At 70.5% G+C, this 25,300-nt stretch carries 24 protein-coding genes; 10 read left to right on the top strand and 14 right to left on the bottom strand.

What is annotated here, in order from left to right:
- Positions 1-21 precede the first annotated feature (21 nt).
- Together V6V47_RS00815 and V6V47_RS00810 are read left to right on the top strand one after the other, a co-directional pair.
- Positions 22-2,412: a ribonucleoside-diphosphate reductase subunit alpha gene (locus V6V47_RS00815; protein WP_442934171.1), complete on the top strand. Its 2,391-nt coding sequence runs from the start codon at positions 22-24 to the stop codon at positions 2,410-2,412.
- A gap of 38 nt (positions 2,413-2,450) precedes the next feature.
- A complete protein-coding gene (locus V6V47_RS00810; protein ID WP_334626230.1) occupies positions 2,451-3,446 on the top strand; it encodes a ribonucleotide-diphosphate reductase subunit beta in 996 nt (331 codons plus the stop codon).
- Here the strand turns inward: V6V47_RS00810 and V6V47_RS00805 are convergent.
- Positions 3,443-4,858 carry a PepSY-associated TM helix domain-containing protein gene (locus tag V6V47_RS00805; protein ID WP_334625948.1) on the bottom strand — a complete coding sequence of 472 codons (1,416 nt, stop codon included), beginning with the start codon at positions 4,856-4,858 and terminating at the stop codon, positions 3,443-3,445. The genes V6V47_RS00810 and V6V47_RS00805 overlap by 4 nt on opposite strands.
- 207 nt (positions 4,859-5,065) lie before the next feature.
- On the opposite strand from V6V47_RS00805, the gene V6V47_RS00800 reads away from it, so the two are divergent.
- The gene (locus tag V6V47_RS00800) at positions 5,066-5,764 is read left to right on the top strand and encodes a YcnI family protein (protein ID WP_334625947.1); all 699 of its coding nucleotides are present in this window, start codon (positions 5,066-5,068) and stop codon (positions 5,762-5,764) included.
- 7 nt (positions 5,765-5,771) lie between these two features.
- The gene (locus tag V6V47_RS00795) at positions 5,772-6,347 is read left to right on the top strand and encodes a sigma-70 family RNA polymerase sigma factor (RefSeq protein WP_334626229.1); all 576 of its coding nucleotides are present in this window, start codon (positions 5,772-5,774) and stop codon (positions 6,345-6,347) included.
- A gap of 12 nt (positions 6,348-6,359) precedes the next feature.
- On the opposite strand, the gene V6V47_RS00790 is transcribed toward V6V47_RS00795, so the two are convergent.
- A complete protein-coding gene (locus tag V6V47_RS00790; protein WP_334625946.1) occupies positions 6,360-7,157 on the bottom strand; it encodes a siderophore-interacting protein in 798 nt (265 codons plus the stop codon).
- Positions 7,158-7,251: 94 nt separating this feature from the next.
- Between V6V47_RS00790 and V6V47_RS00785 the strand changes: the two genes are divergently transcribed.
- Positions 7,252-8,052, top strand: coding sequence for a TIGR02452 family protein (locus V6V47_RS00785; protein ID WP_334625945.1), 801 nt, complete (start codon positions 7,252-7,254; stop codon positions 8,050-8,052).
- A gap of 23 nt (positions 8,053-8,075) precedes the next feature.
- Here V6V47_RS00785 and V6V47_RS00780 read toward each other — a convergent pair whose 3' ends face one another.
- Both V6V47_RS00780 and V6V47_RS00775 read right to left on the bottom strand, forming a co-directional pair.
- Positions 8,076-8,891, bottom strand: coding sequence for an alpha/beta fold hydrolase (locus V6V47_RS00780; RefSeq protein WP_334625944.1), 816 nt, complete (start codon positions 8,889-8,891; stop codon positions 8,076-8,078).
- A gap of 29 nt (positions 8,892-8,920) precedes the next feature.
- Positions 8,921-9,583 (bottom strand): DUF4097 family beta strand repeat-containing protein, encoded by a 663-nt coding sequence (locus V6V47_RS00775; protein ID WP_334625943.1) that lies wholly within the window; start codon positions 9,581-9,583, stop codon positions 8,921-8,923.
- Between the two features lie 234 nt (positions 9,584-9,817).
- On the opposite strand from V6V47_RS00775, the gene V6V47_RS32655 reads away from it, so the two are divergent.
- Complete coding sequence (locus V6V47_RS32655; protein ID WP_442934170.1) at positions 9,818-10,534, top strand: helix-turn-helix domain-containing protein; 717 nt, start codon at positions 9,818-9,820, stop codon at positions 10,532-10,534.
- A 26-nt stretch (positions 10,535-10,560) separates the two neighbouring features.
- Here the strand turns inward: V6V47_RS32655 and V6V47_RS00760 are convergent, their stop codons facing one another.
- From V6V47_RS00760 to V6V47_RS00740, 5 genes are all read right to left on the bottom strand, one after another.
- On the bottom strand, positions 10,561-11,637 hold the full coding sequence (locus V6V47_RS00760) for an ABC transporter ATP-binding protein (protein WP_334625942.1): 1,077 nt from the start codon (positions 11,635-11,637) through the stop codon (positions 10,561-10,563).
- On the bottom strand, positions 11,634-12,464 hold the full coding sequence (locus tag V6V47_RS00755) for an ABC transporter permease (protein ID WP_334625940.1): 831 nt from the start codon (positions 12,462-12,464) through the stop codon (positions 11,634-11,636). Before V6V47_RS00755 ends, V6V47_RS00760 begins: the two co-directional genes overlap by 4 nt.
- A 3-nt stretch (positions 12,465-12,467) precedes the next feature.
- Positions 12,468-13,253, bottom strand: a complete 786-nt coding sequence (modA, locus tag V6V47_RS00750; RefSeq protein WP_334625939.1) for a molybdate ABC transporter substrate-binding protein — start codon at positions 13,251-13,253, stop codon at positions 12,468-12,470.
- On the bottom strand, positions 13,250-13,675 hold the full coding sequence (locus tag V6V47_RS00745) for a TOBE domain-containing protein (protein WP_334625938.1): 426 nt from the start codon (positions 13,673-13,675) through the stop codon (positions 13,250-13,252). The genes modA and V6V47_RS00745 overlap by 4 nt, the downstream gene beginning before the upstream one ends.
- 101 nt (positions 13,676-13,776) lie before the next feature.
- Complete coding sequence (locus tag V6V47_RS00740; protein ID WP_334625937.1) at positions 13,777-14,733, bottom strand: NADP-dependent oxidoreductase; 957 nt, start codon at positions 14,731-14,733, stop codon at positions 13,777-13,779.
- A gap of 104 nt (positions 14,734-14,837) precedes the next feature.
- Between V6V47_RS00740 and V6V47_RS00735 the strand changes: the two genes are divergently transcribed.
- The gene (locus V6V47_RS00735) at positions 14,838-15,425 is read left to right on the top strand and encodes a TetR/AcrR family transcriptional regulator (RefSeq protein ID WP_334626227.1); all 588 of its coding nucleotides are present in this window, start codon (positions 14,838-14,840) and stop codon (positions 15,423-15,425) included.
- Here V6V47_RS00735 and V6V47_RS00730 read toward each other — a convergent pair.
- Positions 15,370-16,086, bottom strand: coding sequence for a DUF4184 family protein (locus V6V47_RS00730; RefSeq protein ID WP_334625936.1), 717 nt, complete (start codon positions 16,084-16,086; stop codon positions 15,370-15,372). The genes V6V47_RS00735 and V6V47_RS00730 overlap by 56 nt on opposite strands.
- A gap of 120 nt (positions 16,087-16,206) precedes the next feature.
- On the opposite strand from V6V47_RS00730, the gene V6V47_RS00725 reads away from it, so the two are divergent.
- The 3 genes from V6V47_RS00725 to V6V47_RS00715 all read left to right on the top strand — a co-directional run bounded on the left by V6V47_RS00725 (position 16,207) and on the right by V6V47_RS00715 (position 19,773).
- On the top strand, positions 16,207-17,700 hold the full coding sequence (locus V6V47_RS00725) for a sulfatase family protein (RefSeq protein ID WP_334625935.1): 1,494 nt from the start codon (positions 16,207-16,209) through the stop codon (positions 17,698-17,700).
- 41 nt (positions 17,701-17,741) lie between these two features.
- Entirely contained in the window at positions 17,742-17,969 is a 228-nt protein-coding gene (locus V6V47_RS00720; RefSeq protein WP_334625934.1) for a hypothetical protein, read from the top strand.
- Positions 17,970-18,066: 97 nt separating this feature from the next.
- Positions 18,067-19,773, top strand: coding sequence for an FG-GAP-like repeat-containing protein (locus V6V47_RS00715; protein ID WP_334625933.1), 1,707 nt, complete (start codon positions 18,067-18,069; stop codon positions 19,771-19,773).
- Here V6V47_RS00715 and V6V47_RS00710 read toward each other — a convergent pair.
- The 4 genes from V6V47_RS00710 to V6V47_RS00695 are packed head-to-tail and all read right to left on the bottom strand — an operon-like array spanning position 19,751 to position 25,117.
- Positions 19,751-21,481: an ABC transporter ATP-binding protein gene (locus V6V47_RS00710; RefSeq protein WP_334625932.1), complete on the bottom strand. Its 1,731-nt coding sequence runs from the start codon at positions 21,479-21,481 to the stop codon at positions 19,751-19,753. The two genes, V6V47_RS00715 and V6V47_RS00710, sit on opposite strands and share 23 nt — an antisense overlap.
- On the bottom strand, positions 21,478-23,142 hold the full coding sequence (locus V6V47_RS00705) for an ABC transporter substrate-binding protein (protein ID WP_334625931.1): 1,665 nt from the start codon (positions 23,140-23,142) through the stop codon (positions 21,478-21,480). Before V6V47_RS00705 ends, V6V47_RS00710 begins: the two co-directional genes overlap by 4 nt.
- Positions 23,143-23,171: 29 nt before the next feature.
- On the bottom strand, positions 23,172-24,164 hold the full coding sequence (locus V6V47_RS00700) for an ABC transporter permease (protein WP_334625930.1): 993 nt from the start codon (positions 24,162-24,164) through the stop codon (positions 23,172-23,174).
- Positions 24,161-25,117 (bottom strand): ABC transporter permease, encoded by a 957-nt coding sequence (locus tag V6V47_RS00695; RefSeq protein ID WP_334625929.1) that lies wholly within the window; start codon positions 25,115-25,117, stop codon positions 24,161-24,163. Before V6V47_RS00695 ends, V6V47_RS00700 begins: the two co-directional genes overlap by 4 nt.
- Between the last annotated feature and the right edge of the window lie 183 nt (positions 25,118-25,300).

The following is a 25,300-nucleotide window of genomic DNA, read 5'->3' as shown; positions in this document are numbered from 1 at the left end:
CGAACTCGCGAGGAGTGAGTGGTGACAGTCACCCAGGTAGTCCCTGCCAGCGGCGACACGGCTGCCGAGCAGCCGGTCCGGCGGCGGACCCAGATGCACGTCCGCAAGCGTGACGGCGCTACCGAGCCGGTGGATGTGAACAAGATCGTCCGGGCGGTCGAGCGGTGGACCGACGACCTGACCGACGTCGACCCGCTGCGGGTGGCGACCCGGACGATCAGCGGCCTGTACGACGGCGCGACGACAGCCGAGCTCGACCGGCTGTCCATCCAGACCGCGGCCGAGATGATCGGCGAGGAGCCGCAGTACTCCCGCCTGGCCGCTCGGCTGCTGGCCGGCTACGTCGAGAAGGAGGTCCGCCGGCAGGGGATCACCTCGTTCAGCGCGGGGATCCGGATCGGCCATGCCGAGGGCCTGATCTCCGACGACACCGCCGCGTTCGTCGCCGCGCACGCCCGAATGCTCGACGACGCCGTCGACACCGGCGGCGACCGGCGCTTCGAGTACTTCGGTCTGCGCACGGTGTACGACCGGTACCTGCTGCGCCACCCGAGCAGCCGGTTGGTGCTGGAGACCCCGCAGTACTGGCTGCTGCGGGTGGCCTGCGGGCTGTCCCAGACACCGGAGGAGGCGGTCGGCTTCTATCGGTTGATGTCCAGTCTGGCCTACCTGCCCAGCTCACCGACGCTGTTCAACTCCGGCACCCGGCACACCCAGATGTCGTCCTGCTATCTGGTCGACTCCCCGCGCGACGAGTTGGACTCGATCTACCAGCGGTACGCGCAGGTGGCGAACCTCTCCAAGTTCGCCGGCGGCATCGGCATCGCGTACTCCCGGGTCCGGTCCCGGGGGTCGTTGATCCGCGGCACGAACGGGCAGTCCAACGGGATCGTGCCGTGGCTGCGCACGCTGGACGCGAGCGTCGCCGCCGTCAACCAGGGCGGTCGACGCAAGGGCGCGGCCTGCGTCTACCTGGAGCCGTGGCACCCGGACATCGAGGAGTTCCTGCAACTGCGGGACAACACCGGCGAGGACGCCCGGCGCACCCACAACCTCAACCTGGCCAACTGGATCCCGGACGAGTTCATGCGCCGGGTCGAGGCCGACGAGGTGTGGTCGCTGTTCGACCCGCACGAGGTGCCGGAGCTGCCCGACCTGTGGGGCGAGCGGTTCGACGCCGCGTACCGGGCGGCCGAGGCGCAGGGCCGTTACGTGCGGCAGGTCCCGGCGCGAGAGCTGTACGGGAAGATGATGCGCACCCTGGCCCAGACCGGCAACGGGTGGATGACCTTCAAGGACGCCGCCAACCGGCTCTGCAACCAGACCGCCGAGCCGGGCAACGTGGTGCACCTCTCCAACCTGTGCACCGAGATCATCGAGGTGTCCAGCGACGCCGAGACCGCCGTCTGCAACCTCGGTTCGGTCAACCTCGCCGCCCACCTGACCGACGACGGTGTGGACTGGGAGCGGCTGCGGGCGACGGTCCGCACCGCGGTGACGTTCCTCGACCGGGTCATCGACATCAACTACTACCCGACCGAGCAGGCCGCGGCGAGCAACCCCCGCTGGCGGCCCGTCGGGCTCGGGCTGATGGGTCTGCAGGACGCGTTCTTCGCGCTGCGGCTGCCGTTCGACTCGCCGGCCGCCCGGGAGCTGTCCACCCGGGTCAGCGAGGAGCTGTACCTGACCGCCCTGGAGACCTCCGCCGATCTGGCGCGGCGCTTCGGCGCGCACCCGGCGTACGGGGAGACCCGGGCGGCGCGGGGGCAGTTGCAGCCCGACCTGTGGGGTGTCGAGGGCACGCAGACCGCGCGGTGGGCTGCCCTGCGGGAGCGGGTCGGCGCCCACGGCCTGCGCAACTCGTTGCTGGTCGCGGTCGCCCCGACCGCCACCATCGCCTCGATCGCGGGCTGTTACGAGTGCGTCGAGCCGCAGGTGTCCAACCTGTTCAAGCGCGAGACCCTGTCGGGGGAGTTCCTCCAGGTCAACACCGCTCTCGTCCGCGAGCTGAAGGCCCGTGGCCTGTGGACCGACCGGGTCCGGTCGGCGATCAAGCGCGCCGAGGGGTCGGTGCAGGACATCGCCGAGCTGCCCGCCACCGTCCGGGAGTTGTTCCGGACCGCGTGGGAGCTGCCGCAGCGGTCGCTGATCGACCTGGCCGCCGCCCGTGCCCCGTTCATCGACCAGTCCCAGTCGCTGAACCTGTTCCTGGCCTCGCCCACCATCGGCAAGCTCTCCTCGATGTACCTGTACGCCTGGAAGGCCGGGCTGAAGACCACGTACTACCTGCGGTCGCGTCCCGCCACCAGGATCCAGCAGGCCACCGTGACGGCTGTCGCGCCGGTGGCGACCGACGCCGAGGCGCTGGCCTGCTCGCTGGAGAACCCCGAGTCGTGCGAGGCCTGCCAGTGACCGCCGCCGACATCACCACCGACACGAGGACCACGCACATGCTGCTCGACCCCGGGATGGACCTCACCCTCCGTCCGATGCGCTACCCGCACTTCTTCGACCGGTTCCGCGACGCCATCCGCAACACCTGGACCGTCGAGGAGGTCGACCTGCACACCGACCTGACCGACCTCGACAAGCTCACCCCGGCCGAACGGCACCTGGTCAGCCGCCTGGTGGCGTTCTTCGCCACCGGCGACACGATCGTCGCCAACAACCTCGTGCTCAACCTCTACCAGCACGTCAACAGCCCCGAGGGCCGCCTCTACCTGTCCCGCCAGCTGTTCGAGGAGGCGGTGCACGTCCAGTTCTATCTCAACCTGCTCGACACGTACGTGCCCGACGAGACCGAGCGGTTCGCCGCCTTCGCCGCCATCGAGAACATCCCCTCGATCCGCCGTAAGGCCGAGTTCTGTTTCCGCTGGATCGACTCCCTGCATGACCTGCGCGAGCTGCGGACGCGAGCCGATCGGCGGACGTTCCTGCTCAACCTGATCTGCTTCGCCGCCTGCATCGAGGGGCTGTTCTTCTACGGCGCGTTCGCCTACGTCTACTTCCTGCGCTCCCGTGGCCTGCTGCACGGCCTGGCCTCCGGCACCAACTGGGTGTTCCGCGACGAGTCCATGCACATGGCCTTCGCGTTCGACGTCGTCGACACCGTGCGCCGCGAGGAGCCCGACCTGTTCGACGACGACCTGGCCGGCGAGGTCCGGCAGATGCTCACCGAAGCCGTCGAGTGCGAGGTTCAGTTCGCCGAGGACCTGCTCGGTCAGGGCGTACCCGGTCTGACGCTGAGCGACATGCGGGAGTACCTCCAGCACGTCGCCGACCGTCGCCTCGCCCAACTCGGCATCGCGCCGCACTACGGGTCGGTCAACCCGTTCGCCTTCATGGAGCTGCAGGACGTGCAGGAGCTGTCCAACTTCTTCGAACGGCGGGTGTCGGCGTACCAGGTCGGGGTCAGCGGCACGGTGGCCTTCGACGACGACTTCTAGGGTCGGCTGGCGCGGGCCCGCCACACACCGGTAGCCAGGTCGAGGGCGAGGAAGGCCAGCAGGGTCAGCCCGAACAGCGGCAGCGCCCACCCCACGGCGAAGACCAGGGGTACGCCGACGGCGATGCCCCAGCCCGGCAGGAGCTGCCAGGCACCTCGCGCCGGGGCGGTGCCGACCGGGGCGCGGCGCCGGTCGGTGCGGGTGGGCCGGCGCTGCCACCACATCCGGTAACCCCACACGATGACGCAGAGCAGCCCGAGGGCGAGGGCCGCGAGCAGGATCTGGTTGACCGGGCCGAACAGCAGACCCATGTGGGCTTGGACGCCGAGGCTGCTCAGCTGCGCCAGCAGTGGCCAGGACGCGAAGTCACTGCGGGCGGTCACCGTGGCGGCGGCGGGGTCGACGGCGACGCGGTCCTTGTGGACCGGCCAGGTGTTGTCGACCTCGGTGACGGTCCACGCCGACCGGGCGTCGGCCGCGGGGGTGATCTCGACCGGACCCTCCAGGCCCGCGCCGCGGGCGATGGCGAGGACCTGGTCGGTGGCGGCGGGGTCGATGGTCGCGGCCGGCCCGCTGCCACCGCCGCCGTGGTGGCCGGCCGGTCCGGTCGGCCCCGCGGCGCCGGGGAGGGCGGTGGACACCTCGGGGGTACGGGAGTTGAGAGCGTCCAGGGCGGCGCCGAAGTTCTCGCCAGCGTGGCGGGACCAGGTCAGGCCGGTGGCGGCGAGGAACAGCAGCCCGACGGCCAGCCACAGGCCCGTCGCCGCGTGCCAGCCCCGGGTCCGCCGGACACCGCGCCGGGCCGCCAGGTCGGGGCCGACGAGCCGCCGCAGCCGACCGACACCGAGGCGCTGGCGGCGCCACCACAACACGACCCCACCGAGTACGAGGACCCACAGCCAGCTCGCGGCGATCTCCGAGTAGTAGCGGCCGACGACGCCGAGGTGCAGGTTGCGGTGCAGGTCGTCCAGCCACGTCGTGACCGGCGTCGACCCGAACCACGTCGTCAGCGTTCCCCGTACCTCGCCGGTGTAGGGGTCGACATAGACGGTGTGCTGCCGGTCCTCGGGGTCGGCGACGTCGAACACGACCCGGGTGGTCGCGGCACCCTCCCCGGGGGCGACGGTGGCGAGAGTGCCGCCCGGGTGCGCGGCGCGGGCGGCGGCGATCTGCTCGGCCAGCGGACGTGTCGTGTCGCCGACCCTGTCGACCGTGAGCTGCTCGGTGTAGATGACCCGGTCCAGCTGCGGGGTGACCGTGTACGCCAGGCCGGTCAGCGCCGCCACGACCAGGAACGGGGCCACCAGGATCCCGGCGTAGAAGTGGATCCGCAGCAGCAGGCCGCCCCACCCGGAGCGGGCCGCCGGTGTCGTGGCGGGAGCGGTCTCGGGCGTCTCAACGATCGTCGTCATTCGGGTTCCGATCACCTCGAAGCGCGGGTTGTCGGAATTGGTGGTCGGTTGGTGGGCAGTGCTGGTTCCGCCGAGATTCGGGCAACCGGGAATTCAGCCGAACGGGGGAGGGCGGGGAACTTTCCCGGACCCGCCGACGACAACCAGGGTGCGCGGCTGACCAGCGGCGCCCGGTCACCGGCAGCCCCAGATTGAGGACCTGACCCGATGAGGCGTCTCCTGCTCGCCCGTACGGCCATCGTCGCCGCGGCTGTAGCGACCTGCACCCTGGCGGTCGCCGGCTCGGCGTCGGCGCACGTCACCGTCAATCCGGGCACCGCCACCCAGGGCGGCTGGACGAAGGTGGCGTTCCGGGTGCCCAACGAGAAGGACACCGCCGACACCACCACGGTCGAAATCAACCTGCCCACGGCGACCCCGATCGCGTCGGTGTCGCTCATGCCCGTCGCCGGCTGGAGCGCCACCACCGAGAAGACCAAATTGGCCACCCCGATCAAGACCGACGACGGGGAGCTCACCGAGGCCGTCACCAGGATCACCTGGACCGCGACGCCCGGTGCCGCGATCAAACCCGGTCAGTTCCAGGAGTTCGACGTCTCCCTCGGCCCGCTCCCGGCGGCCGACCAGGTCGTGTTCAAGGCCCTGCAGACCTACTCCGACGGCGAGGTCGTCCGGTGGATCGACGAGCCGGCACCCGGCGCCGAGGCCGACCACCCGGCGCCGGTGCTGGCGCTCGCCGCCGAGACCGACACCGTCGCGTCCGTCCAGCCGGTCGCCGTCGCGTCGATCGACGAGGGCGCGGGCGGCGGCGACGGCACGAGATACGGGGTCGCCGGAATCGCGCTCGGTCTCGCGGGTCTCGTCGCCGGGCTGCTCGCCTACCGGCGCGCCGGCCAGGGCCGCTGATCAGGTGCTGAGCGGCGACGTGGACGACGACCAGGTGACCCGGTGGGCGCGGGAGGCCGGCCAGGGCGATCGACAGGCCGCGTCGGCGTTCATCCGGGCCCTGCAGGGACAGGTCCGGCGGTTCCTGTCGCACCTCGCCGGGCCGGGCGAGGCCGACGACCTGACCCAGGAGACGTTCCTGCGGGCGCTGCGCAGCCTGCCCGGCTTCGCAGGCCGCTCGTCGGCCCGCACCTGGGTGTTCACGATCGCCCGGCGCGTGGCCGTGGACCACGTCCGGTCGGCGGTGACCCGGCCGAGGTTGGCGTCCGCACCGGACTGGCAGGCAGCGGCCGAGGCGGCCGGAGCGGTGACCGGCAGCGCCGAGGACGGCGTGACGTTGCAGCACCTGATCGCCGGTCTGACCCGGGAGCGCCGCGAGGCGTTCGTCGCCACCCAGGTGCTGGGCCTGTCCTACGCCGAGGCGGCGCAGGTGTGCCAGTGTCCCGTCGGCACGATCCGCTCCCGCGTCGCCCGCGCCCGCGAGGACCTCGTCGCGGCGTGGCAGACCGACAACCGCCCCACCCCCGGGCGGCGGGTCGGCTGACGGTCCCCCGTCTCAGTGCGCGGTGTGCTTCCAGTAGCCGCAGAAGTAGACGCGGTCCTTGGCGATGCCGCGATCGGTGCAGAGGTGCCGGCGGACGGTCGTGACCATGGTGGACTCGCCCGCGACGAAGGCGTACGGCGTGCCGGCCGGCAGCGCCAGCTCGCGCAGCGTACGGATCACCACGTCACTGCCGCCCGCCGGTGCGCCGTCGCGGTGCAGCCAGGTGAGCGTGACGCCGACCGGCGTACGCACCTCGATCTCGTGTTCCGCGGAGCCCACCTCGAGCAGCACGATCGCCCGCGCGTCCGGCGGCAGCGCCTCGACAGCCGCGGTGATCGCCGGCATGGCGGTCTCGTCACCGACGAGCAACTGCCAGTCGGTGTCGACGGGTGGGGCGTACTCGGCGCCGTCACTGAGCACGCCGATCCGGTCGCCGGGCGCGGCCGTGTACGCCCAGGCGGAGGCCGGCCCGCCGTCGCCGTGGAGCACGAAGTCGATGTCCAGTTCGCGCCGTGCGGCGTCGAGGCGTCGGACCGTGTAGTTGCGGACGATCGGGCGCACCTCGTCGGGCATGGCCTGCACGGCGGGCCACCACTGCTCGGAGTGCGGCAGGTGCAGCTCGGCGCCGGGTGCGGGGGCGAGGAAGATCCGCGCCAGTTGATCCGGGCCCTCGTAGGCGAACCGGTCGAGCTCCTCGCCGGTCAGGGTGATGCGCCGCAGGTGGGGAGTGAGGGGCCGGTTCGCGACGACCTCGGCGAACATCGGACGCTTGATCAGCCCGGCCTCGACCGGCATGGTGCTGACGGACATGATGTCGCTCCTTAGCGGGATCGCGCGTCGATTCCGACTTAGGTTAGCCTAGCCTGATGAAGCCCTGTCACCGCACTGCGCGCCGGGCCTACCGGTGAGCGGCCGCCTTCGTGAGATCGCCCGCCAGACCGTGGCGATCGCCGAGTCCGGCCGGTACCACAACGACGCCGGCGACGAGGTCGTCCTCGACGAGGCGGTGCGCGCGGCGGTCGCCGGCACTCGTCACCACGGTCCGGACGAGGTGCTCGAGGTGGGCGGCGCGGCGGTCGGGGCCGGCGCCGTCGAGGTGACGCACGAGTCGACGCTGCAGGCGGCCCACCGGCTCGGGCCCGATGCGGCGTGTCTGGTGTTCGCGTCGGCCAAGAACCCGGGTGGTGGGTTCCTCGGCGGGGCCAAGGCGCAGGAGGAGAGCATCGCACGCTCGTCGGCGTTGTACCCCTGCCTGCTCGCGGCACCCGAGTTCTACGCGTTCCACCGGGCGCAGCGGGATCTGCGCTACAGCGACCGCGTCATCTACTCCCCGCGGGTGCCGGTCTTCCGCGACGACAAGGGTCGGCTGCTCGACCAGCCGTACCGCACGTCGTTCCTCACCGCCGCTGCGCCGAACCTCGGTGCGATCGTCCGTAACCAGCCCGAGGCCACCCACGAGGTGCCAACGGTGCTGGTCCGGCGTGCGCGGCGGGTCCTGGAGGTCGCCGCCGCGCACGGGCATCGAACGGTCGTGCTGGGCGCGTGGGGGTGTGGAGTTTTCCGCAACGATCCCGCGACGGTGGCGGGGGCCTTCGCGGATGCGCTGCGTACGGTCGATTGTTTTGATCGGGTGGTGTTCGCCATCCACGACAACCTGCCGGGGGCACCCGTGTACGCGGCCTTCCTGGCCCGTTTCGCAAACTAGTCACCGTCTGCGGCCGGTTGTCCTCAGCGCTCCCCGCGGTCGATCGCGGCGACCTCGCGCACCGCCTCGGCGACGGCCGCGAAGTCCTTCTTGAGGATCGCGCCGTGGTTGCTCGTGACCTTCGCGGCGATCTGGATGTTGGGGTTGCGGGCGGTCACGCCGTCGAGGCCCGTACGGATCTTCTCCTGCTCCTCACCCTTGCTCCCGAAGGACGTCCCCGAGGCGACGACGTACCGCGTCGGAACGGTGATGGCGTCCAGCACCGGGCCCAACTCGCTCTCGCGGGAGAGTTTGCCGAGCTCGATGTTGCTCTCCGCCTGCTGTTCGGCGCTCATCCGTGGCGCCAGGCCGGTCGGGCGCAGCAGCGGCAGGAACCAGCCCAGCCGCCGGAACAGCTTCCGGATCCGCTGCTCCATGGCCTCGTCGAGCCAGTCGTACGGGAAGGCGCCGTCGACCAGGACCGCCCCCATGGCACGTGCCGGATTCCGGTTGGCCCAGTGTGCCCCGACGACAGCCCCGTAGGACCAGCCCACCAGCACCGCACGGTCCACGCCGCGGGCCGCGAGTACGGCATCGACGTCCCGGACGGCGACCTCGAAGGAGTAGTCCGACGAGCGCTTCGACTTGCCGCGGGCCCGCTCGTCGTAGGTGATGTGCCGCCATCCCGTCCCCAGTTCGGTTATGACCCGCCGCCAGTACCCCTGGGTGGCGAACTGGCCATTGAGGTAGACCACGGGGATGCCGGGACCACCGGTGTCGGTGACGGCCAGGGCCGTGTCGTCGACCGGCACCATGCCGGTCCACGGTGAACTGGTCGAGGAGGTGCTGTTCTTCGTCATGGGTTCCACTCCTGATTGCGCGAGGGGTTTCAGAGGCTGCGTGCGGTGATGTCGCCGTGGGAGGTGGTGGCGCGAATGTCGAGCTCGACGGTGCCGTCGTTCTTCAGGGAGTTGCTGACGCGGCCGTAGCCGGTGCCGGCGTCCAGGGCGGCCGACACGCCAGCGGCGGCGGTGACCGAGATGTCGCCGGACTGGGTGCGGAGCACGACCGTGCCGCGCACGGCCTCGGTGATCCGGATGTCGCCCCGTGCGGTGCTGATCTCGGCGGGGCCGGTGAGCCGGCCGACCTCGACGTCGCCGTCGATCGCGGTGAGGCGGACGCTCGCGGCCTCGTCGATCTTGATCTGCCGGTACGCGCCGTCGAAGGCGACGTCGCCGAGGCGTCCGACACCGCGCAGCTCGGCGCTGGCGGTCTTCGCCTCGATGCGCGAGCCGGCGGGCAGTTGCACGGTGATCTCCAGGGCTCCGGCGGGGCCGATGAGCTGGTTGGCGGTCGAGGTCGTGATCCGCAGGACGCCGTCGGTGTGGTCGACGGTGGTCCGCTCAGCGGTCTTGGTGTCGCGGCTCTTGGAGGGGTCGGCCGGCCGGACCTCGACGGTGGTGTCGGTGCGGTCCGCCGCGATGAACTGGATGCGTCCGGCGGGGATGTTCAGGACGGCGGAGATCGGGGTGGGGGTGTCGAACTTCTGCATCATGCTCTCCCGTGTTCGTTGTTTCCGACATGGGAAAAGCTACGTTGCTTTCTAGTTCTCGACAACAAGCTTGTTGCGCTGAAGCGCAGTGATTGCAGGTAGACGCGGCAAAATTGTTGCAACGGGCTCGAAGGTAACGCAACGATCGGTTCTCCGATCATTGCAATGGACCAGAGGTGAACGCTATGGTGGGGGCGTCAGCAAGCGTTGTGCAGGATCACCGAGGAGATCGCGATGCCAGGAGGCAGGCTCAGCCAGCAGGAACGCCAGCAGATCGCGCTGGGGTTGGCCGACAGCCTCCCCTACGCCGAGATCGCGCGACGCCTCGACCGTCCCACCTCGACGATCACGCGCGAGGTGATGCGCAACGGCGGTGCCACCGCCTACCGCGCCGACCTGGCCCACCGTGCCACCGAACGCCGCGCGCACCGGCGCGGGTCCGCCACCTCGCGAGGCGCGGAGTCAGCCCCTCAGCCGCACGGGCGAGACGCCGAAGCTGTGGCCGACTACGAGGAGACGTTCACCACCGTCCTCATGGCCTCGGGCCTGCCCAAGATGATGGCCCGGGTGCTGACCTGCCTGTTCACCACCGATGCGGGCAGCCTCACCGCCGCCGAGCTCGCCCAGCGCCTCCAGGTCAGCCCGGCGTCCATCTCCAAGGCGATCACCTTCCTGGAGGGCCAGAGCCTCGTCCGTCGGGAACGCGCCGAACGCCGCCGCGACCGCTACGTCGTCGACAACGAGCTCTTCTACCAGGCCACGATCGCCAGCGCCCGAGCCAACGACCAGCTCGTCGAGACCGCACGTCAGGGCGTCGCCATCCTCGGCTCGCACACCCCTGCCGCCAACCGCCTGGAGAACATCGCCCGCTTCCTCGACTTCATGAGTGAGAGCATCACCCGCGCCGCCGAGCAGGCCCGCGACGTCCTCCACACCAGAGCGGAAACGTAGGCAGCCGCCTCGGTCGGCACGGCCACCTACGGAGCGCTCGCGGGGTAGACGCGGGTCTCGGTGGCCTTCACCGCGGCCCAGACCGGTTGTCCGGGTGCGAGGTGAAGCTGGGCGGCGGCGAGCGGGGTGATGTCCGCGGCCACCCCGATCGGGCCGTCGAGTTGCACGCGCAGGTTGTCACCGTGGCGTTGGATGCCGCTGATGGTCGCCGGCCAGGTGTTGCGAGGGCTGCCGTCGGGCCGGGTCGGATACAGGGCCACGGCCGACGGTGGGAAGGCGACGAAGACGTCACCGTGGTGCTGGTCGGCGGTGGCGAGCGGGAAAGCGCCCTCAACCAGCACGGTCAGCCCGTCGGCGGTGCCCCGGTAGAGGTTGAGCCCGACCAGGCGGGCGACGTAGTCCGTCCGCGGTCGAGCGGTGATGGTGGCGGCATCGCCCTCCTGCACGACCCGGCCGGCCTCGACGATGACCAGCCGGTCGGCGAGGACCAACGCGTCGAGCGGGTCGTGGGTGACCAGCAGGGTGGCACCGGTGTGCGCGCCGAGGTGGCGTTGCAACTCGGCGCGGGTGTCCAGTCGGGTGCGGGCGTCGAGCGCGGCGAGGGGTTCGTCGAGCAGCAGCAGCGCGGGGTGGACCGCGAGCGCGCGGGCGAGCGCGACCCGTTGGGCCTGGCCGCCGGAGAGTTGCCGTGGTCTGCACCGGGCCTGGTCGGCCAGCCCCATCCGGTCGAGCCAGCCGGTGGCCTGGTCCCGGGCGGCACGCCGGTCGATGCCGTGCCGGCGGAGACCGAACGCCACGTTGTCCAGTGCGCTGAGGTGCGGGAACAACAGGTAGTCCTGAAAGACCACCCCGATCGGGCGGCGTTCGGTGGGCACCCAGGTCCGGTGCTCGGGCTGGTCGAGGTCGGTGCCGCCGAGTGTGATGTGCCCGGCCGAGAGCGCGGCCAGGCCGGCGAGCGTCCGCAGAGCGGTGGTCTTGCCGGCGCCGTTGGGGCCGAGCAGCGCGACGACCTCACCGGCGGCGACCCGCAGCCGCAGGTCGAGGCGGAAGGTGCCCTGGTCGACGACGAGGTGGGCGTCGAGGCTGGGATCGGTGTTCGTCATGGGCCCGTGATCCATCGGTCGCGGAGGCTGGCCAGGATGGTGACCGAGACGGTGAGCAGGATGAGGCTGAGGACGATCGCCGACTGGAGGTCGGTCTCCAGCGCCAGGTAGACGGCGAGCGGCATCGTCTGCGTACGACCGGGGAAGTTGCCGGCGAAGGTGATGGTCGCGCCGAACTCGCCGAGCGCACGGGCCCAGCAGAGCACCGCCCCGGCGGCGATGCCGGGGGCGACGAGGGGGAGCGTGACGTGGGTGAAGGTGGTCCAGCGGCCGGCGCCGAGGGTGGCGGCGGCCTCCTCGTAGCGGGTGTCCGCGCCGCGGAGCGCGCCCTCGACGGCGATGATGAGGAAGGGCATGGCGACGAACGCCTCGGCGAGGACGACGCCGGTGGTGGTGAACGGCAGGGTGATACCGAAGGTGGCGTCGAGCCAGCCACCGAGGAGGCCCCGGCGGCCGAAGACCAGCAGCAGTGCCACTCCGCCGACCACGGGTGGCAGCACGAGCGGCACGGTGACGAGCGCGCGGACGACGCGGCGGCCGGGGAACTCGATCCGGGCCAGGAGCCAGGCCAGGGGTACGCCGAAGGCGAGGCAGAGCAACGTGGCGAGGGTGGCCGTCTGTAGCGACAGCCGGAGCGCGGTGAGGACGCCAGGCTCGGCCAGCCGTTGCGGCAGGGTGCTCCACGGCGTACGGACCAGGAGCCCGACGAGGGGTAGGACGAGGAAGAGCAGACCGAGCGCGGCGGGGACGAGGAGCGCGACCGGCACGCGTTGACGTCGGCGACGCGACGGTCGTCTCGCCTCGTCCGCAAGCGGGGTGGGGGACACGTCCTACGGGGCCTGGAAGCCGGCCTGGGTGAGCACGGCCTTGCCGGCGTCCGACAGCACGTACGCGACGAACGCCTGGGCGCCTGCCCTGTTCGGCGCGCTCTTCAGCACGGTGATCGGGTACTCGTTGATCGCGCCGGCCGACTCGGGGAACTCGACCCCGTCGACGTCGGCGGCGGACGCCTTCGCGTCGGTCCGGTAGACCAGAGCGGCGTCGACCTCGCCGAGCTTCACCTTCGACAGGGCGCCCTTGACGTCCTGCTCGAGGGTGACCGGCGTGAGTGTCACCCCGGCGGCGTCGAGCGCCTTCTTCGCGGCGGCACCGCAGGGGACCTGCGCGGCACAGAGAGCGACCTTCGCGCCGGGCCTGGTGAGATCACTCAGCCCGGTGACACCGGTCGGGTTGCCCTTCCCCACGGCGATGACGAGCTGGTTCTTCACGAAGGTGGTCGGGGTGCCGTTGCCGGCGTCGGTGACGGTCTTCATGTTCGCGGGGGCGGCGGAGGCGAACACGTCGGCGGGGGCTCCCTGGTCGATCTGGGTGGCGAGGGCCGAGCTGCCGGCGAAGCTGAAGGTCACCTTCGTACCCGGATTGGCGGCCTCGAAGTCCTTGCCGATGGTGGTGAACGACTCGGTCAGCGACGCCGCCGCGAAGACCGTGATCGTGCCGGTGACGCTGCCGCCGCCCGGCTGCGGGCTGGCGGCGTCGTCGCCGCCACAGCCGGTGAGGCCCAACGCGGCCAGGGCGCTGAGCGCGGCCAGTGCGGTGCGGAACCGTCGTGCTCTCACGAACTGGGCCTCCCCTTGTTGCTGGCGGTCGGAGTGGGCTTCTCCACCATCACCGTGGTGGATTTGATGACGGCGACGGCCACCGATCCGACGTCCAGGCCGAGGTCGTCGACGGCCTCCCGGCTCATCAGCGACACCACCCGGAACGGCCCGGCCTGGATGTCGACCTGTGCCATCACCGTGTCCTTGACCACGGCGGTGACGATCCCGCGCAACCGGTTACGCGCGGACGACTCGTCGGCGCGCTCCTCCGGATCAGCGGCCTGGGTCTGCACGAACGCGGCGAGGTCGACCCCACTGATCGCGCGGTGCCCCTGCTCGTCGCGGCCTGCGGCCACGCGTCCCGCATCGACCCACCGTCGCATGGTGTCCGCGCTGACCCCGAGCAGCTCGGCCGCCTCACCGATCCGGAACACCGTCATGACGGCCACCCTATCCGAGCGCAACTGCGGGGGCTAATGAGCCAATCGGGCCGCACTATCGGCCTCCTATCCCTTCGAGATCCCGCAACTGCAGCACCGGATCACGATTGGTGACTGCTCGCCTGCGCGCCGTCGACGATCATGACGATCTTGCCGCGGCGGGACCCGTGCTCGGCCGTCTCATGCGCGTCGGTCGCCTTCTCGAGGGGAAAGGCCGCCTCGATCGGCACCGTGAAGCGGCCCTCGGTGAACAACTCGGCCGCCGCGCGGAGGCCGTGTCGGCCGTCGGGCTCACCGGCCAGTTGCCCCATCGACAGGCGGACGCCGTGCGCGGGGGCGGTGAAGTCGGCCAGGGTCACCACCGCTGACGGGTCGCCGACCAACTCGAGCAGTTGCGTCAGGGACCCGGCGCCAGCGACATCCAGAGCGCGGTCCACCCGAGCCACACCGAGGGCCTTGACCCGGTCCGCGAGGTCCGGCCCGTAGGTGACCGGCGTCGCCCCGAGCTGGCTGAGGAAATCGCGGTTGTCGGCGCGGGCAGTGCCGATGACCCGAACGCCACGGGCCGCGGCGAGTTGGACGGCGACACTGCCCACGCCACCCGCGGCACCGTCGACCAGGAGCGTCATCCCCGGCTGGAGCCCCAGCAGGTCGAGGGCCCGAGTGGCCGTCTCGATGCTGGAGCCCGCCGCACCGGCCTGCGCCCACGACATGACCGCCGGCTTGTCTGCCCAGAGCTGCAGTACCGCGTACTGCGCGGTTCCTCCGCCCAGCTTCGCCACGTCCACGACGCCGAAGACGTGGTCGCCGAGGGCCACTCCGTCGACGCCCTCGCCGATCTCGTCGACGACTCCGGCCGCGTCGACGCCGGGAATGTGCGGCAGCGGCAACCGTGCGCTCATCGGAGTGCGGCCCGACCGGAGACCGACATCGACGGGGGACACCCCGGCGGCGTGAACGCGTACCCGGATCTGGCCGGCCCGCGGCCACGGTGCGTCAGCCGTGCCGAGGTGAAGGACCTCCGGACCACCGAACCGGTCGAACTGCACTGCGAACATCAGCGGCTCCTCTGCCTCGATAACGTGGCCGTAGCCGTACCGTAGGCCGGAAGTGGAACAGCCGTTCCGCCATGAGGGCTAAGTGAGAAGGGGGACGGGTGAAGATGCCTCAGAAGCAGCGCGCCGACGCCCGATCCAACCGTGAGCGGGTCGTGGCGGCGGCCCGGGAGACGTTCGCCGCAGCTGGGCTTGAGGTGCCCATGCGGGAGGTGGCCCGACGGGCGGGGGTCGGTGTGGCGACCCTCTACCGTCATTTCCCGACCCGCACCGAGTTGGTCACCACGGTTCTCGCCGAACGCGTCGAAGCCTGCGGTGTGCAGATGCGCCGGGCCCTCGACGACCCCGACCCGTGGCGAGCGCTGTCCACCACGGTCCTCGAGTTCGCCGACCGGCAGATCCACGACCAGGCACTCAACGAGGCGCTGCTGGGATCCGGCGACCTGAGCGCCGCCTTCCAGCAGGAGCGCCGGGAACACACCCAGGCGTTGAACGTGCTGGTCGCCCGCGCTCGGGCCGCAGGCACGGTCCGCGACGGCGTCGACGCGGACGATGTCCGGGCCGGCCTGCTGGCCATCGCCGCACTGCGGCGGCTGCCGCCAACGGCACGCGGCCAAGTGATCGGCAAGCTCGCCGACCTCATCCTCGCCGGAATCCGCAGTCAGCGGACGCATCCCGACCGCCCACGACCCTGAGCGCGCCCGCGGCGGCCAGCAGTCCGAGCGCCACCGCTCCGATCAACCGCGCCCCACTCGTGTGCGGCAGGAAGGCGCCGGGCAGGTGCGCGGCGACCAGACCTCCGACGGCAACGGTCACGGTGACGACGCTCCAGAACAGGCGCGGCCTCGCCGGAAGGCCGGGCGGGTCACCGTGCCAGCTTCGCAGCAGCCGCCGACGCCCGATGTGCGCGGCGAGGGCGACCGCGCCCACCAGGCCGAACACGGTTGACGCCCAGTCCCACACCGGCACTCGGTTGGTCACCTGGTCCCACACCTGATGGGTCGCCGCCGCGAACACTGCCGAGATGGCGCTCACCGCCAGGGCGGGCCGGGACGCGCCCAGTACGCCGTAGTCCCGCAGCGCCAGCATGACCGGTCGCGTCGGCAGGTGCACGGCGATGGTCGGCGCGGCCCAGCGCACGAGCGCCCCGCACGCCAGGGTCACCGGCAGGCAGAACAGGACCAGCCCGACCGGCCGGTGCGCCAGTTGGTACACGGCCAGACCGCTTCCGTCGAGGGCGTACGCCAGATCGGGTGCGCCCGCCCCGACGACGAGAGCGACACCGTCGAACCAGCGCGGCCGCCACAGTTTGAGCGGCAGCGGCAACGCGGCGTGTGAGGGGAACGTCAACGGCACCGCCACACGCTAGCGACCGCTCGCCCGTGACCGCGTCGGTGGTCGTGCCGGCCGTGGCATTGATCGGATCATCATCACTTGTTCAATAGATGCTGACAAATCTCGGTCAGGCTCGGCGGCATGGCTATCACTCACCGACGCCTCCTGGCCACCACCGTCGTGGCCGGGCTGGCGCTGCTCGCGGCGTGGACACCGGCGCGCGGCGCCGAGCCCGCCCCGGCGTCCACCGCCACCACACCCAACATCATCTTCGTGCTCGTCGACGACCTCGCGTGGAACCTCGTGCAGTACCTGCCGCAGGTGCGACAACTGCAGACCGAGGGGGCCACCTTCACCAACTACACGGTGACCGACTCGCTGTGCTGCCCGTCCCGCTCGTCCATCCTCACCGGCCAGTTCCCGCACGACACCGGAGTGTTCACCAACGGTGGAGACGACGGCGGATTCGCGGTCTTCAAGGGGCGCGGCAACGAGAACCGAACCTTTGCGACCGTGCTGCAGGACAAGGGCTACCGCACCGGATTCATGGGCAAGTACCTCAATGGTTACCTGCCAGCGGACACCCAGGGCGGCTCGTCGCCGTACGTCCCACCCGGCTGGTCCGAGTGGTACGTGGCCGGCAACGGGTACCCGGAGTACAACTACGACCTCAACGAGAACCACACCATCGTCCACTACGGCGACGCGCCGGCCGACTACCTGACCAACGTGCTGTCCCGTAAGGGCAAGGACTTCATCCAGCGCTCCGCGGCCGCCAACACGCCGTTCCTGCTGGAGGTCTCGACCTTCGCCCCGCACAGCCCGTTCACACCGGCCAACCAGGACCTCGACGACTTCCCAGGGTTGACCGCCCCGCGCACCCCGGCGTACGACCGGCTGCCCGCCAACCCGCCGTCGTGGCTGGCCGGCAACGGGCCGCTGACCGCGCAGGAGAAGAGCACGCTGGACAAGAACTTCCGCAAGCGCGCCCAGTCCGTGCAGGCCGTCGACCGACTGATCGGCAACCTGCGCGCCCAGCTCACCGCGAGCGGAATCGCCGACAACACCTACGTGGTGTTCAGCTCGGACAACGGCTTCCACATGGGCGAGTACCGGCTCACCGGCGGCAAGCAGACCGCCTTCGACACCGACGTACGGGTCCCGCTCGTCGTCGCCGGGCCGGGTGTCGTCGCCGGATCGCAGCGCGCCGAGATCGTGCAGAACATCGACCTGGCGCCGACCTTCCAGCGCATCGGCGCTGCCGACGTCGGTACGCACGTCGACGGGCGTAACCTGCTCCCCCTCGCGCAGGGCGAACCGGCGCCGAACTGGCGTACCGGGGCGCTGATCGAGCACCACGGGCCCAACCAGGCGGCCGACGACCCCGACGCCCAGGACCGGCGCAACGGCAGCCCCGTCACGTACGAGGCTCTGCGGACCGCGACCTACACCTACGTCGAGTATTCGAACGGCGAGCGGGAGTACTACGACCGGACCGCCGACCCCCACCAGCTCAACAACATCGCGGCGGGGCTTCCGGCCACGCGGCGGGCCGCTCTGCACGAGGCGCTGACGGCGTACGTCGCCTGCCACAGCCACTCGGCCTGCTGGACGGCCGGCCACGTGCCAGCCTGACGGCGCTCCGACCGTCTCGCTGATTCGATCATGGAGTTGTGGTGCCTGAGTGGGGATGCCTCGTCGCATTCGCTTCCCACCACAACTCCATGATCGGCGCGACCCGGGGGGTGAGGGGCCTAGATGAGGACGAGGCCGATCGCCGCCGCGATGGCGAGCCCACCGGTAAGAGCCTCATCCCGCCCGCGCTGGCCCTCGCCGGCTGGGCCATCGAGCACGTCCCCCACATCGAGGCCAGCCGAGCCGCCTACCAGACACGGGCCGAGTGATCCGGGTCCGCGACCGCCCCACCACGTTGTTATTCATCTTCATCGATGGTCTACTCGGGTGGAACTTTTCGCCGGGCAGCAGGATGGAGGGTCCCACGTGAGCACCTCACTACGCCGCGCGCTCGTGGTGGTCGCATTGGCCCTGACCAGCACGACCATTGCAAGTGGTCCGGCATCGGCCGCGCCCGAGCCGGGCATGAACATCCTCTGGTCCACCGACTTCAGCAACGGGTGGTCCGGCTGGCTCGACACCCCGTGGAACGACCAGCCCCAGGGCGTCGTGAGCCGGCCGACGGTTCAGCCGTCACCCGACGGCCAGGGCAGGGCCGCCCGGTTCTACCTGGCCGGCGGGCAGCAACGCAACGAGTCGCAGCCGGCAGCAGCCCAGAACATCACCGAAGGTCAGACCTACATCGTCCGGTTCACCGACTACCTGCCGGTCGGCTTCCCGACGACGACGAACGACTGGCAGGTGGTGATGCAATTCAAGAACAACTCCACCGGGTCCCCGCCGATCGAAATCAAGATCGGTCACGGTAAGTACTACCTCGACGGCAACAACGGGGCCTGGTCCTACGACATCGGCGACGCCGTGGTCGGACAGGCAACGACCATCACGGTACGGGTGAAGTTCTCCACCAACGCCAGCGTGGCCACCATGGATGCCTGGCACAACGGGACACAGACCGTCTTCGGTGAGCATCCCCGTGGCGCGGGCACCCTCTATTCCGGGCAGTCGAGTTACCTCAAGACCGGTCTCTACCGCAGCACCGGAATCAGCCAGGCTGGCGCCCGCTACCTGAAGAGCCTCATCATCGGCACTCCGGGCAGCACGCCGCCACCCCCGCCGAGCGGCATCGAGTACCACGCGGGCTCATCGACCGACTTCAACGGCGATGGTAAGGCCGACGTCGTCACGTTCACCAAGGGTTCGCTGGCCGACGTGTACGCCGCGACATCGACCGGTACGGGCTTCACCGGCACCAGCCAGAAGTGGAACGACTTCTTCGGCCTGGACGGCGAGCAGCAGTCGACCGGCGACGTCAACGGTGACGGCAGGGACGACATCATCACGTTCAGCAAGGGCACCACCAGCGACGTCTACGTCGGCCTTTCCACCGGCACAGGATTCGCCGCCGGCGCCAGATGGAGCGATTCCTTCTCCCCGGGCGGCGAGGTGCCAGCGGTCGGCGACGTGAACGGCGATGGCCGCGACGACATCGTCAGCTTCAGCCACGACGCGAACGCCGACGTCCACGTGTCGTTGTCGACCGGGTCGTCGTTCGCCCCGGCCACCAAATGGCACGACTTCTTCGCACTGGCTGGCGAGTACCCGGCGGTGGCCGACGCCGACGGCGACGGCAGGGCGGACATCATCGTCTTCACCCAGGGAACAGCCGCGGACGTTCACGTGGCCCGGTCGACGGGCTCGTCGTTCGGGGCGAGCGCGCTGTGGCACGACCTCTTCGCGGTCGGCTCGGAACAGCCACGGGTGGGCGACATCAACGGCGACGGCAGGGCCGACATCGTGACGTTCACCTGTAACGCCGACGCCGACGTCTACGCGGCGCTGTCCAACGGCACCTCGTTCGTCGGCACCACTGTGAAGTGGAACGACTTCTTCTGCACGGCGGGCGAGTTCCCCTATCTCGGTGACGTCGACGGGGATGGCAGGGCCGACATCATCGTGTTCACCAAGGGCAGCACCAACGACATCTACGTCGGCCTGTCGACCGGAACGGCGTTCGCGGGTGGCGCGAAGTGGCACGACTTCTTCGGCCTCACCGGGGAGACGACCCTGTGAGCTGACGCCACGCCTCCCGTCGCAGAGCCTGCTGAGTGGGATCGGCGACCGGCGCCGCCGCCAACAACCGAGAGGTGTACGGGTGCCGGGGCGCCCGCAGCACCGTCGCCGCCGGCCCCTCTTCCACGACCCGTCCCCGGTGCAGCACCGCTACGCGGTCGGCGAGCTGCTCGACCACCGCCAGGTCATGGCTGATGAACAGGCACGAGAAGCCGAACCGTAGCTGCACCGACCGGAGCAGCTCCAGGATTCGCGCCTGCACCGAGACGTCCAAGGCGCTGGTCGGCTCGTCCGCGATCAGCAGCGCCGGATCGAGCGCGATGGCGCGCGCGATCGCCACCCGCTGCCGCTGCCCACCGGACATCTCGTGCGGGTGGCGGTCGCGCAGGCGCGTGGGCAGCTCGACCGCTTCCAGCAGTTCGTCGACGCGGCGACGCTGCGCGTCCGGACGCAGGTCGGTGTGAAGCGCCAGGGGCTCGGCGATGCTGGCGCCGATCGTCCGCCGGGGATTCAGCGACGACGCCGGATCCTGGAAGACGATGCCGAGCCGGGAGCGGAAGTCCCGCAGGTCTCGGCCGTGGAAGGCACGCCGGGCGGCGCGCCCCACATCGATGCCGGCGACGGTCACCGTGCCCGCGGCCACCGGTACGAGGCCGGCCAGCGCGCGGCCGAGGGTGGACTTCCCGGAGCCGGACTCGCCGACCAGCGCGACCACCTCGCCCGGGTTGATGTGCAGCGAGACGTCGTCGACCGCCCGGACGGATTGGCCGCGCCGGCGTCCGGGGTACTCGACGACGACGTTGCGCAGCAGCACGGTCGAATCGGGCGCGGGAGGTGCGACCGGCTCCGGCGTGGTCGGCTCGGGCTCGGCCAGCCGCAGCTCGGGCAACCTCGGTACGGCGCGCAGCAACGCCTGGGTGTACTCGTGCTGCGGGGCGCTGAAGAGCTGCGCGGCGGCGGCCTGCTCGACGATCTGGCCGTCGCGCAGCACCACCACCTCGTCGGCGACGTCGGCCACCACGCCCATGTCGTGGGTGATGAGCAGGACCGCCATGTCGAGCCGGCTACGCAGGTCACGCAGCAGGTCGAGGATGCCGGCCTGGACGGTAACGTCCAGCGCGGTGGTCGGCTCGTCGGCGATGAGCAGCACCGGGTCGCAGCTGATGGCCATCGCGATCATCGCCCGCTGGAGCTGGCCGCCGGAGAGTTCGTGCGGGTACGACCGCGCAACCCTGGTGGGGTCGTCCAGGCCGACGGTGGCGAGCAGTTCCAGGACGCGGGCGGCAGCGGCGCCACGAGTCACCGTACGGTGGGCTCGGATCGCCTCGGCGACCTGGTCGCCGATGGTGAAGACCGGGTTGAGCGCGGTCATCGGCTCCTGGAAGATCGTGCCGATCCGGCCGCCGCGTACGTCGCGCAGCAGGCGTGGCTCCGCACCGATCAGCTGGGTGCCTGCCAGGGTGATGCTGCCGCTGACCCGGGCGGTGGCCGGCAGCAGGCCGAGGGTGGCCATCGCGGTGACACTCTTGCCCGATCCGGACTCGCCGACCAGGGCGAGCACCCGCCCACCGTGCAGGTCGAAGGACGCGTCGCGGACCGCTGTGTGCGTCTCGCCATCCACCTCGAACGAGACGGCCAGCCCGGCCACCGCGAGCAGCGGTGACCGGGTGGCGGTCGCGAGGCGTGGCTCCGAGGGGGAGACCGTCATCCCTGCTTCAGCGATACCTTCAGGTAGTTGGGGTACGCCGGGAAGGCGGGCACGAAGAAGTTCTGCACCTTCGAGCCGTGCAGGAACGAGTTCTTCGTGTAGGTCAGTGGCACGACCGGCGCGTCCTGCAGGATGCGCTTGTCCGCCTGTGCCCACAGGGCCTGCGCCTTCGCCGGGTCGATTTCGGCAGTGGCCTGCTCGATCAGCTTGTCGACCTCGGGCTGCGAGTAGCGCGCCATGTTGTAGCCCCCGCCGCCGATCTCGCTGGACGCGAAGAGCGGCTGGATGTTGCCGTTCGCGCTGGGGAAGTCCGGCTGCCAGCTGGAGACGGTCAGGTCGTAGTCACCCTTGTCACCGGTGACCTCGGCCGTCCAGGCGTCCTCGTCCACCGGCTTGATGGTCACCGTGAGGCCGACCCGCTGGAGCCCCTGCTGGATCGCCTGGGCCTTGGCGAGGTCCGGCTGGCTGTTCTCGGACAGCAGCGTGAGCTTCAGGCTCGTCTGACCGGCCTCGGTGAGCAACTGCTTGGCCTTGGCGACGTCGCCCGACGGGTCTGCGGGGTAGAGGTCGTAGTCGACCCGCCCGGCGATGCCCGGGGTGATCAGCGTGCTGGCCAGGTCGCCGCCGATGGCGCCGCCGGAGGCGACCTGGTAGGCGCGCTTGTCCACGGCGTACTGGATGGCCTGGCGGACCTTGAGGTCCTTCAACGGCCCTCGCTGGGTGTTGATCGCCAGGTACGACAGCGCTCCCGCGTCCGACGTGACCAGCCGCTGCTTCGCGCTGGCGTTCTGCTCGATCTGCACGAGCTGAGCCGGCGGCACGAAGCCGGCGCCGAAGGCCGAGCGGTCGTCGCCCGAGTCGGTGATGAGTCGCTGCGCCTGGACCGTGGTGTCCTGGCCGAGCTGGAAGACGACGTGGTCGGGCCCGGCGGTGCGGACCTGGTCGGTGGCGGCGTCCCAGTTCGGGTTGCGGGAGAGCTTGACCGCGACGCCCTGCTGGTACGACTCGATCTGGTACGGGCCGGAGGCGACCGGGTTCTGGGTGTATTTCTTCGGGTCGTCCTTCGCCTTCGGCACGGGGGTGAACGCCGGCATGGAAGCGATCCACGGCCAGTCGCCGTACGCCGTCTTGAGGTGGAAGGTGATGGTCTTCGCGTCCGGGGTCTCGACCGAGGCCAGGTTGGCTCCGGAGTACGGGCCCTTGTACTCCGTGCCGCCCACCAGCAGGCTCTTGTGGTAGCCGAGACCACCGGAGAGTTCGGGCGCGAAGGAGCGCTCGATGCCGTACTTGATGTCGGCCGCGGTGATCGCCGCGCCGTCGGCGTACTTGAGCCCGTCCTTCAGCGTGTAGGTCCAGGTCTTGCCGCCGTCAGTGGTCTTGCCGGTGTTGGTGGCCAGGTCGGGCACGACCTGCGCCGGCTTGCCCGGCTGGACGTCCCAGGTCGTGAGTCGGCGCAGCACCAGCCCCAGGGTGGTGATCGCCAGGTTCTGGCTCTTGGCGGGGTCGAAGGTGATGTCGCTGGACGCGCTGAGGATCGTCAGCGTTCCGCCCTTCTCGGTGCCGCCGGTCGATCCGCCGGCGTCCGGCTTTTCGTCCGGGTTCGCGTTGCAGCCGGCGAGGGCGAGAACGACCGCCAGCGCGAGCGCGCTGTATCTCTTCATCGGTGCCTTACCTTTCGTTGTCAGGCGCACTAACGCGCCACCCTCGGGTCCAGGACGCCGTAGGCCAGGTCCACGAGGAAATTCGCGAGAATGATGAGGAACGCGGAGAAGAGGGTGACCCCGACGATCAGCGGGAGGTCGACGTTGCCGACCGCGTCGAGCAACAGGGCGCCCAGGCCGGGCATGCTGAAGACCCGCTCGGTGATGACCGCGCCACCGAGCAGCGATCCGAGGTCGATCCCGAACACGGTGACCACCGGAATGAGAACGTTGCGCAGGGCGTGCCGGCCGACGACCTTGCGTTCGCGCAGTCCCTTGGCCCGGGCCGTGCGGATGTAGTCCTCGCCGAGCACCTCGAGCATCTGGCCCCGGGTCAGCCGGGCGTAGACCGCCGCGGAGATCAGAGCGAGTACGCACCAGGGCAGGACGAGGTGCCACAACCACCCCACCGGGTCCTCGGTCAGCGGCACGTACCCGTTGACAGGCACCATGTTGAGCGTGAAGCCGAACAGCAGGATGCCGAGCAACCCGACCAGATAACTCGGCGCGGAGACGCCGACGGTCGAGAACGTCATCGCCACCCGGTCGATCGCGGTTCCGCGTCGGACGGCCGAGACGACGCCGGCCCCGACGCCGAGGATCAGCCAGAGCACGGCGGCACCGATGGCGATCGAGAAGGTGACCGGGATGCGGTCCAGGATGAGCTGAGTGACCGATTCGTTCAGTTGGAACGAGTAACCGAAGCAGGGTGCCGCGCAGTGCACCGCGGCGGCCCCGGAGCCGAAGGTGCGGCCGCCGAAGAGCCCTCCGAGGAAGGCGAGGTACTGCTGCAGCCAGGGCTGGTCGTACCCCATGAAGGCCCGCGCGTCGGCGAGCCGCTCCGGGGTGCAGGGCCGCCCGCAGGACAGCTGCGCCGGATCGCTGGGGAGCAGGACGAAGACGAGGTACGTGAGCAGGCTGATCACGAGCAGCGTGCCAACCATGCTGAGCAGGCGCCCGGAAACCAGACGGAGGATCCTCATCGCCGCAGCCCCCGTGTCTTCGGGTCGAACGCGTCGCGCAGGCCGTCGCCCAGCAGGTTGAAGCCGAGCGTGGCGAGGAACAGCGCCGCGCCGGGAAAGACGAGGAACATCGGGTCGGTCTGCACCCAGGCGATGGCCTCGCCGATCGAACGGCCCCACGCGGGTGTCGGCGGTGGCACCCCGACGCCGAGGAAGGAGAGCGCGGCCTCGGCGCCGATCATCGACGGGATCGTGATGGTGGCGTACACGATGATCGTGGCGGTCAGGTTGGGGAGCAGTTGCCGGACGAGCAGGTGCCATCCGCCGGCGCCGAGGGCGGCGGAGGCGACCACGAAGGTCCGTCGTTTCAGCGCCAACGTCTGACTGCGGACGACCCGGGCGATCGAGGGCCAGCCGAAGATCGCGAGGACGCCGACGAGCAGCAACGGCTTCGGAAGGCTGGTGGGGGCAATCGCACCGAGTGCGATCACGAAGATCAGGTACGGAAAGCCGAGCAGGACGTCGACGATGCGGGTGACGACGCGGTCGTACCAGCCGCCGTAGAAGCCGGCGGTGATGCCGAGGACAACGCCGAGCAGCACCGAGACGGCGGTCGCCCCTGCGCCGACCAGGATCGAGGTGCGGCTGCCGTGGACCACGATCGCGAACAGGTCGCGCCCGGTCATCGGCTCCACTCCGAACCAGTGCTCGGCGCTGATGCCGCCGCCGAAGCCCCGCGGTACGCCGGACTCAGACAGCGCGTCGAGGTCGTACGTGTAGGGGTCCTGGCCCGCGATCGCGCAGAGCACCGGCGCGGCGGCCGCGACGACGAGGAAGAACAGCACGGCCCCGGCGCCAGCCGCCGCCCAGCGGTCGGCGATCAGGCGGCGCCCGAAGTCGCGGGCACCGTTCCTGCGGGCCAGGCTCGGTGGTCGGGCCGGCGCCGGCGGTGCGAGATGGGTGTCGGTGGACACGGGGCTTCCTTACGGGGCTGGGGTGGGTGGACCGGGCCGCTCAGCGCTCCCGGCAACACTTCCCGCCCACGCTGACCCCTTTCGGCCACGTTCCGATTGATGACGACCGTTTGCCGGTCGCACCCGACCATGCTCTGACAGGCGGACCGCGGAAATCCAGGACTAGAGACCTACAACACATAC

The sequence above is a fragment of the Micromonospora sp. CPCC 205539 genome, from assembly GCF_036906815.1.
Classification (GTDB): domain Bacteria; phylum Actinomycetota; class Actinomycetes; order Mycobacteriales; family Micromonosporaceae; genus Micromonospora.
This window is presented reverse-complemented; position numbering and strand designations above follow the sequence as displayed.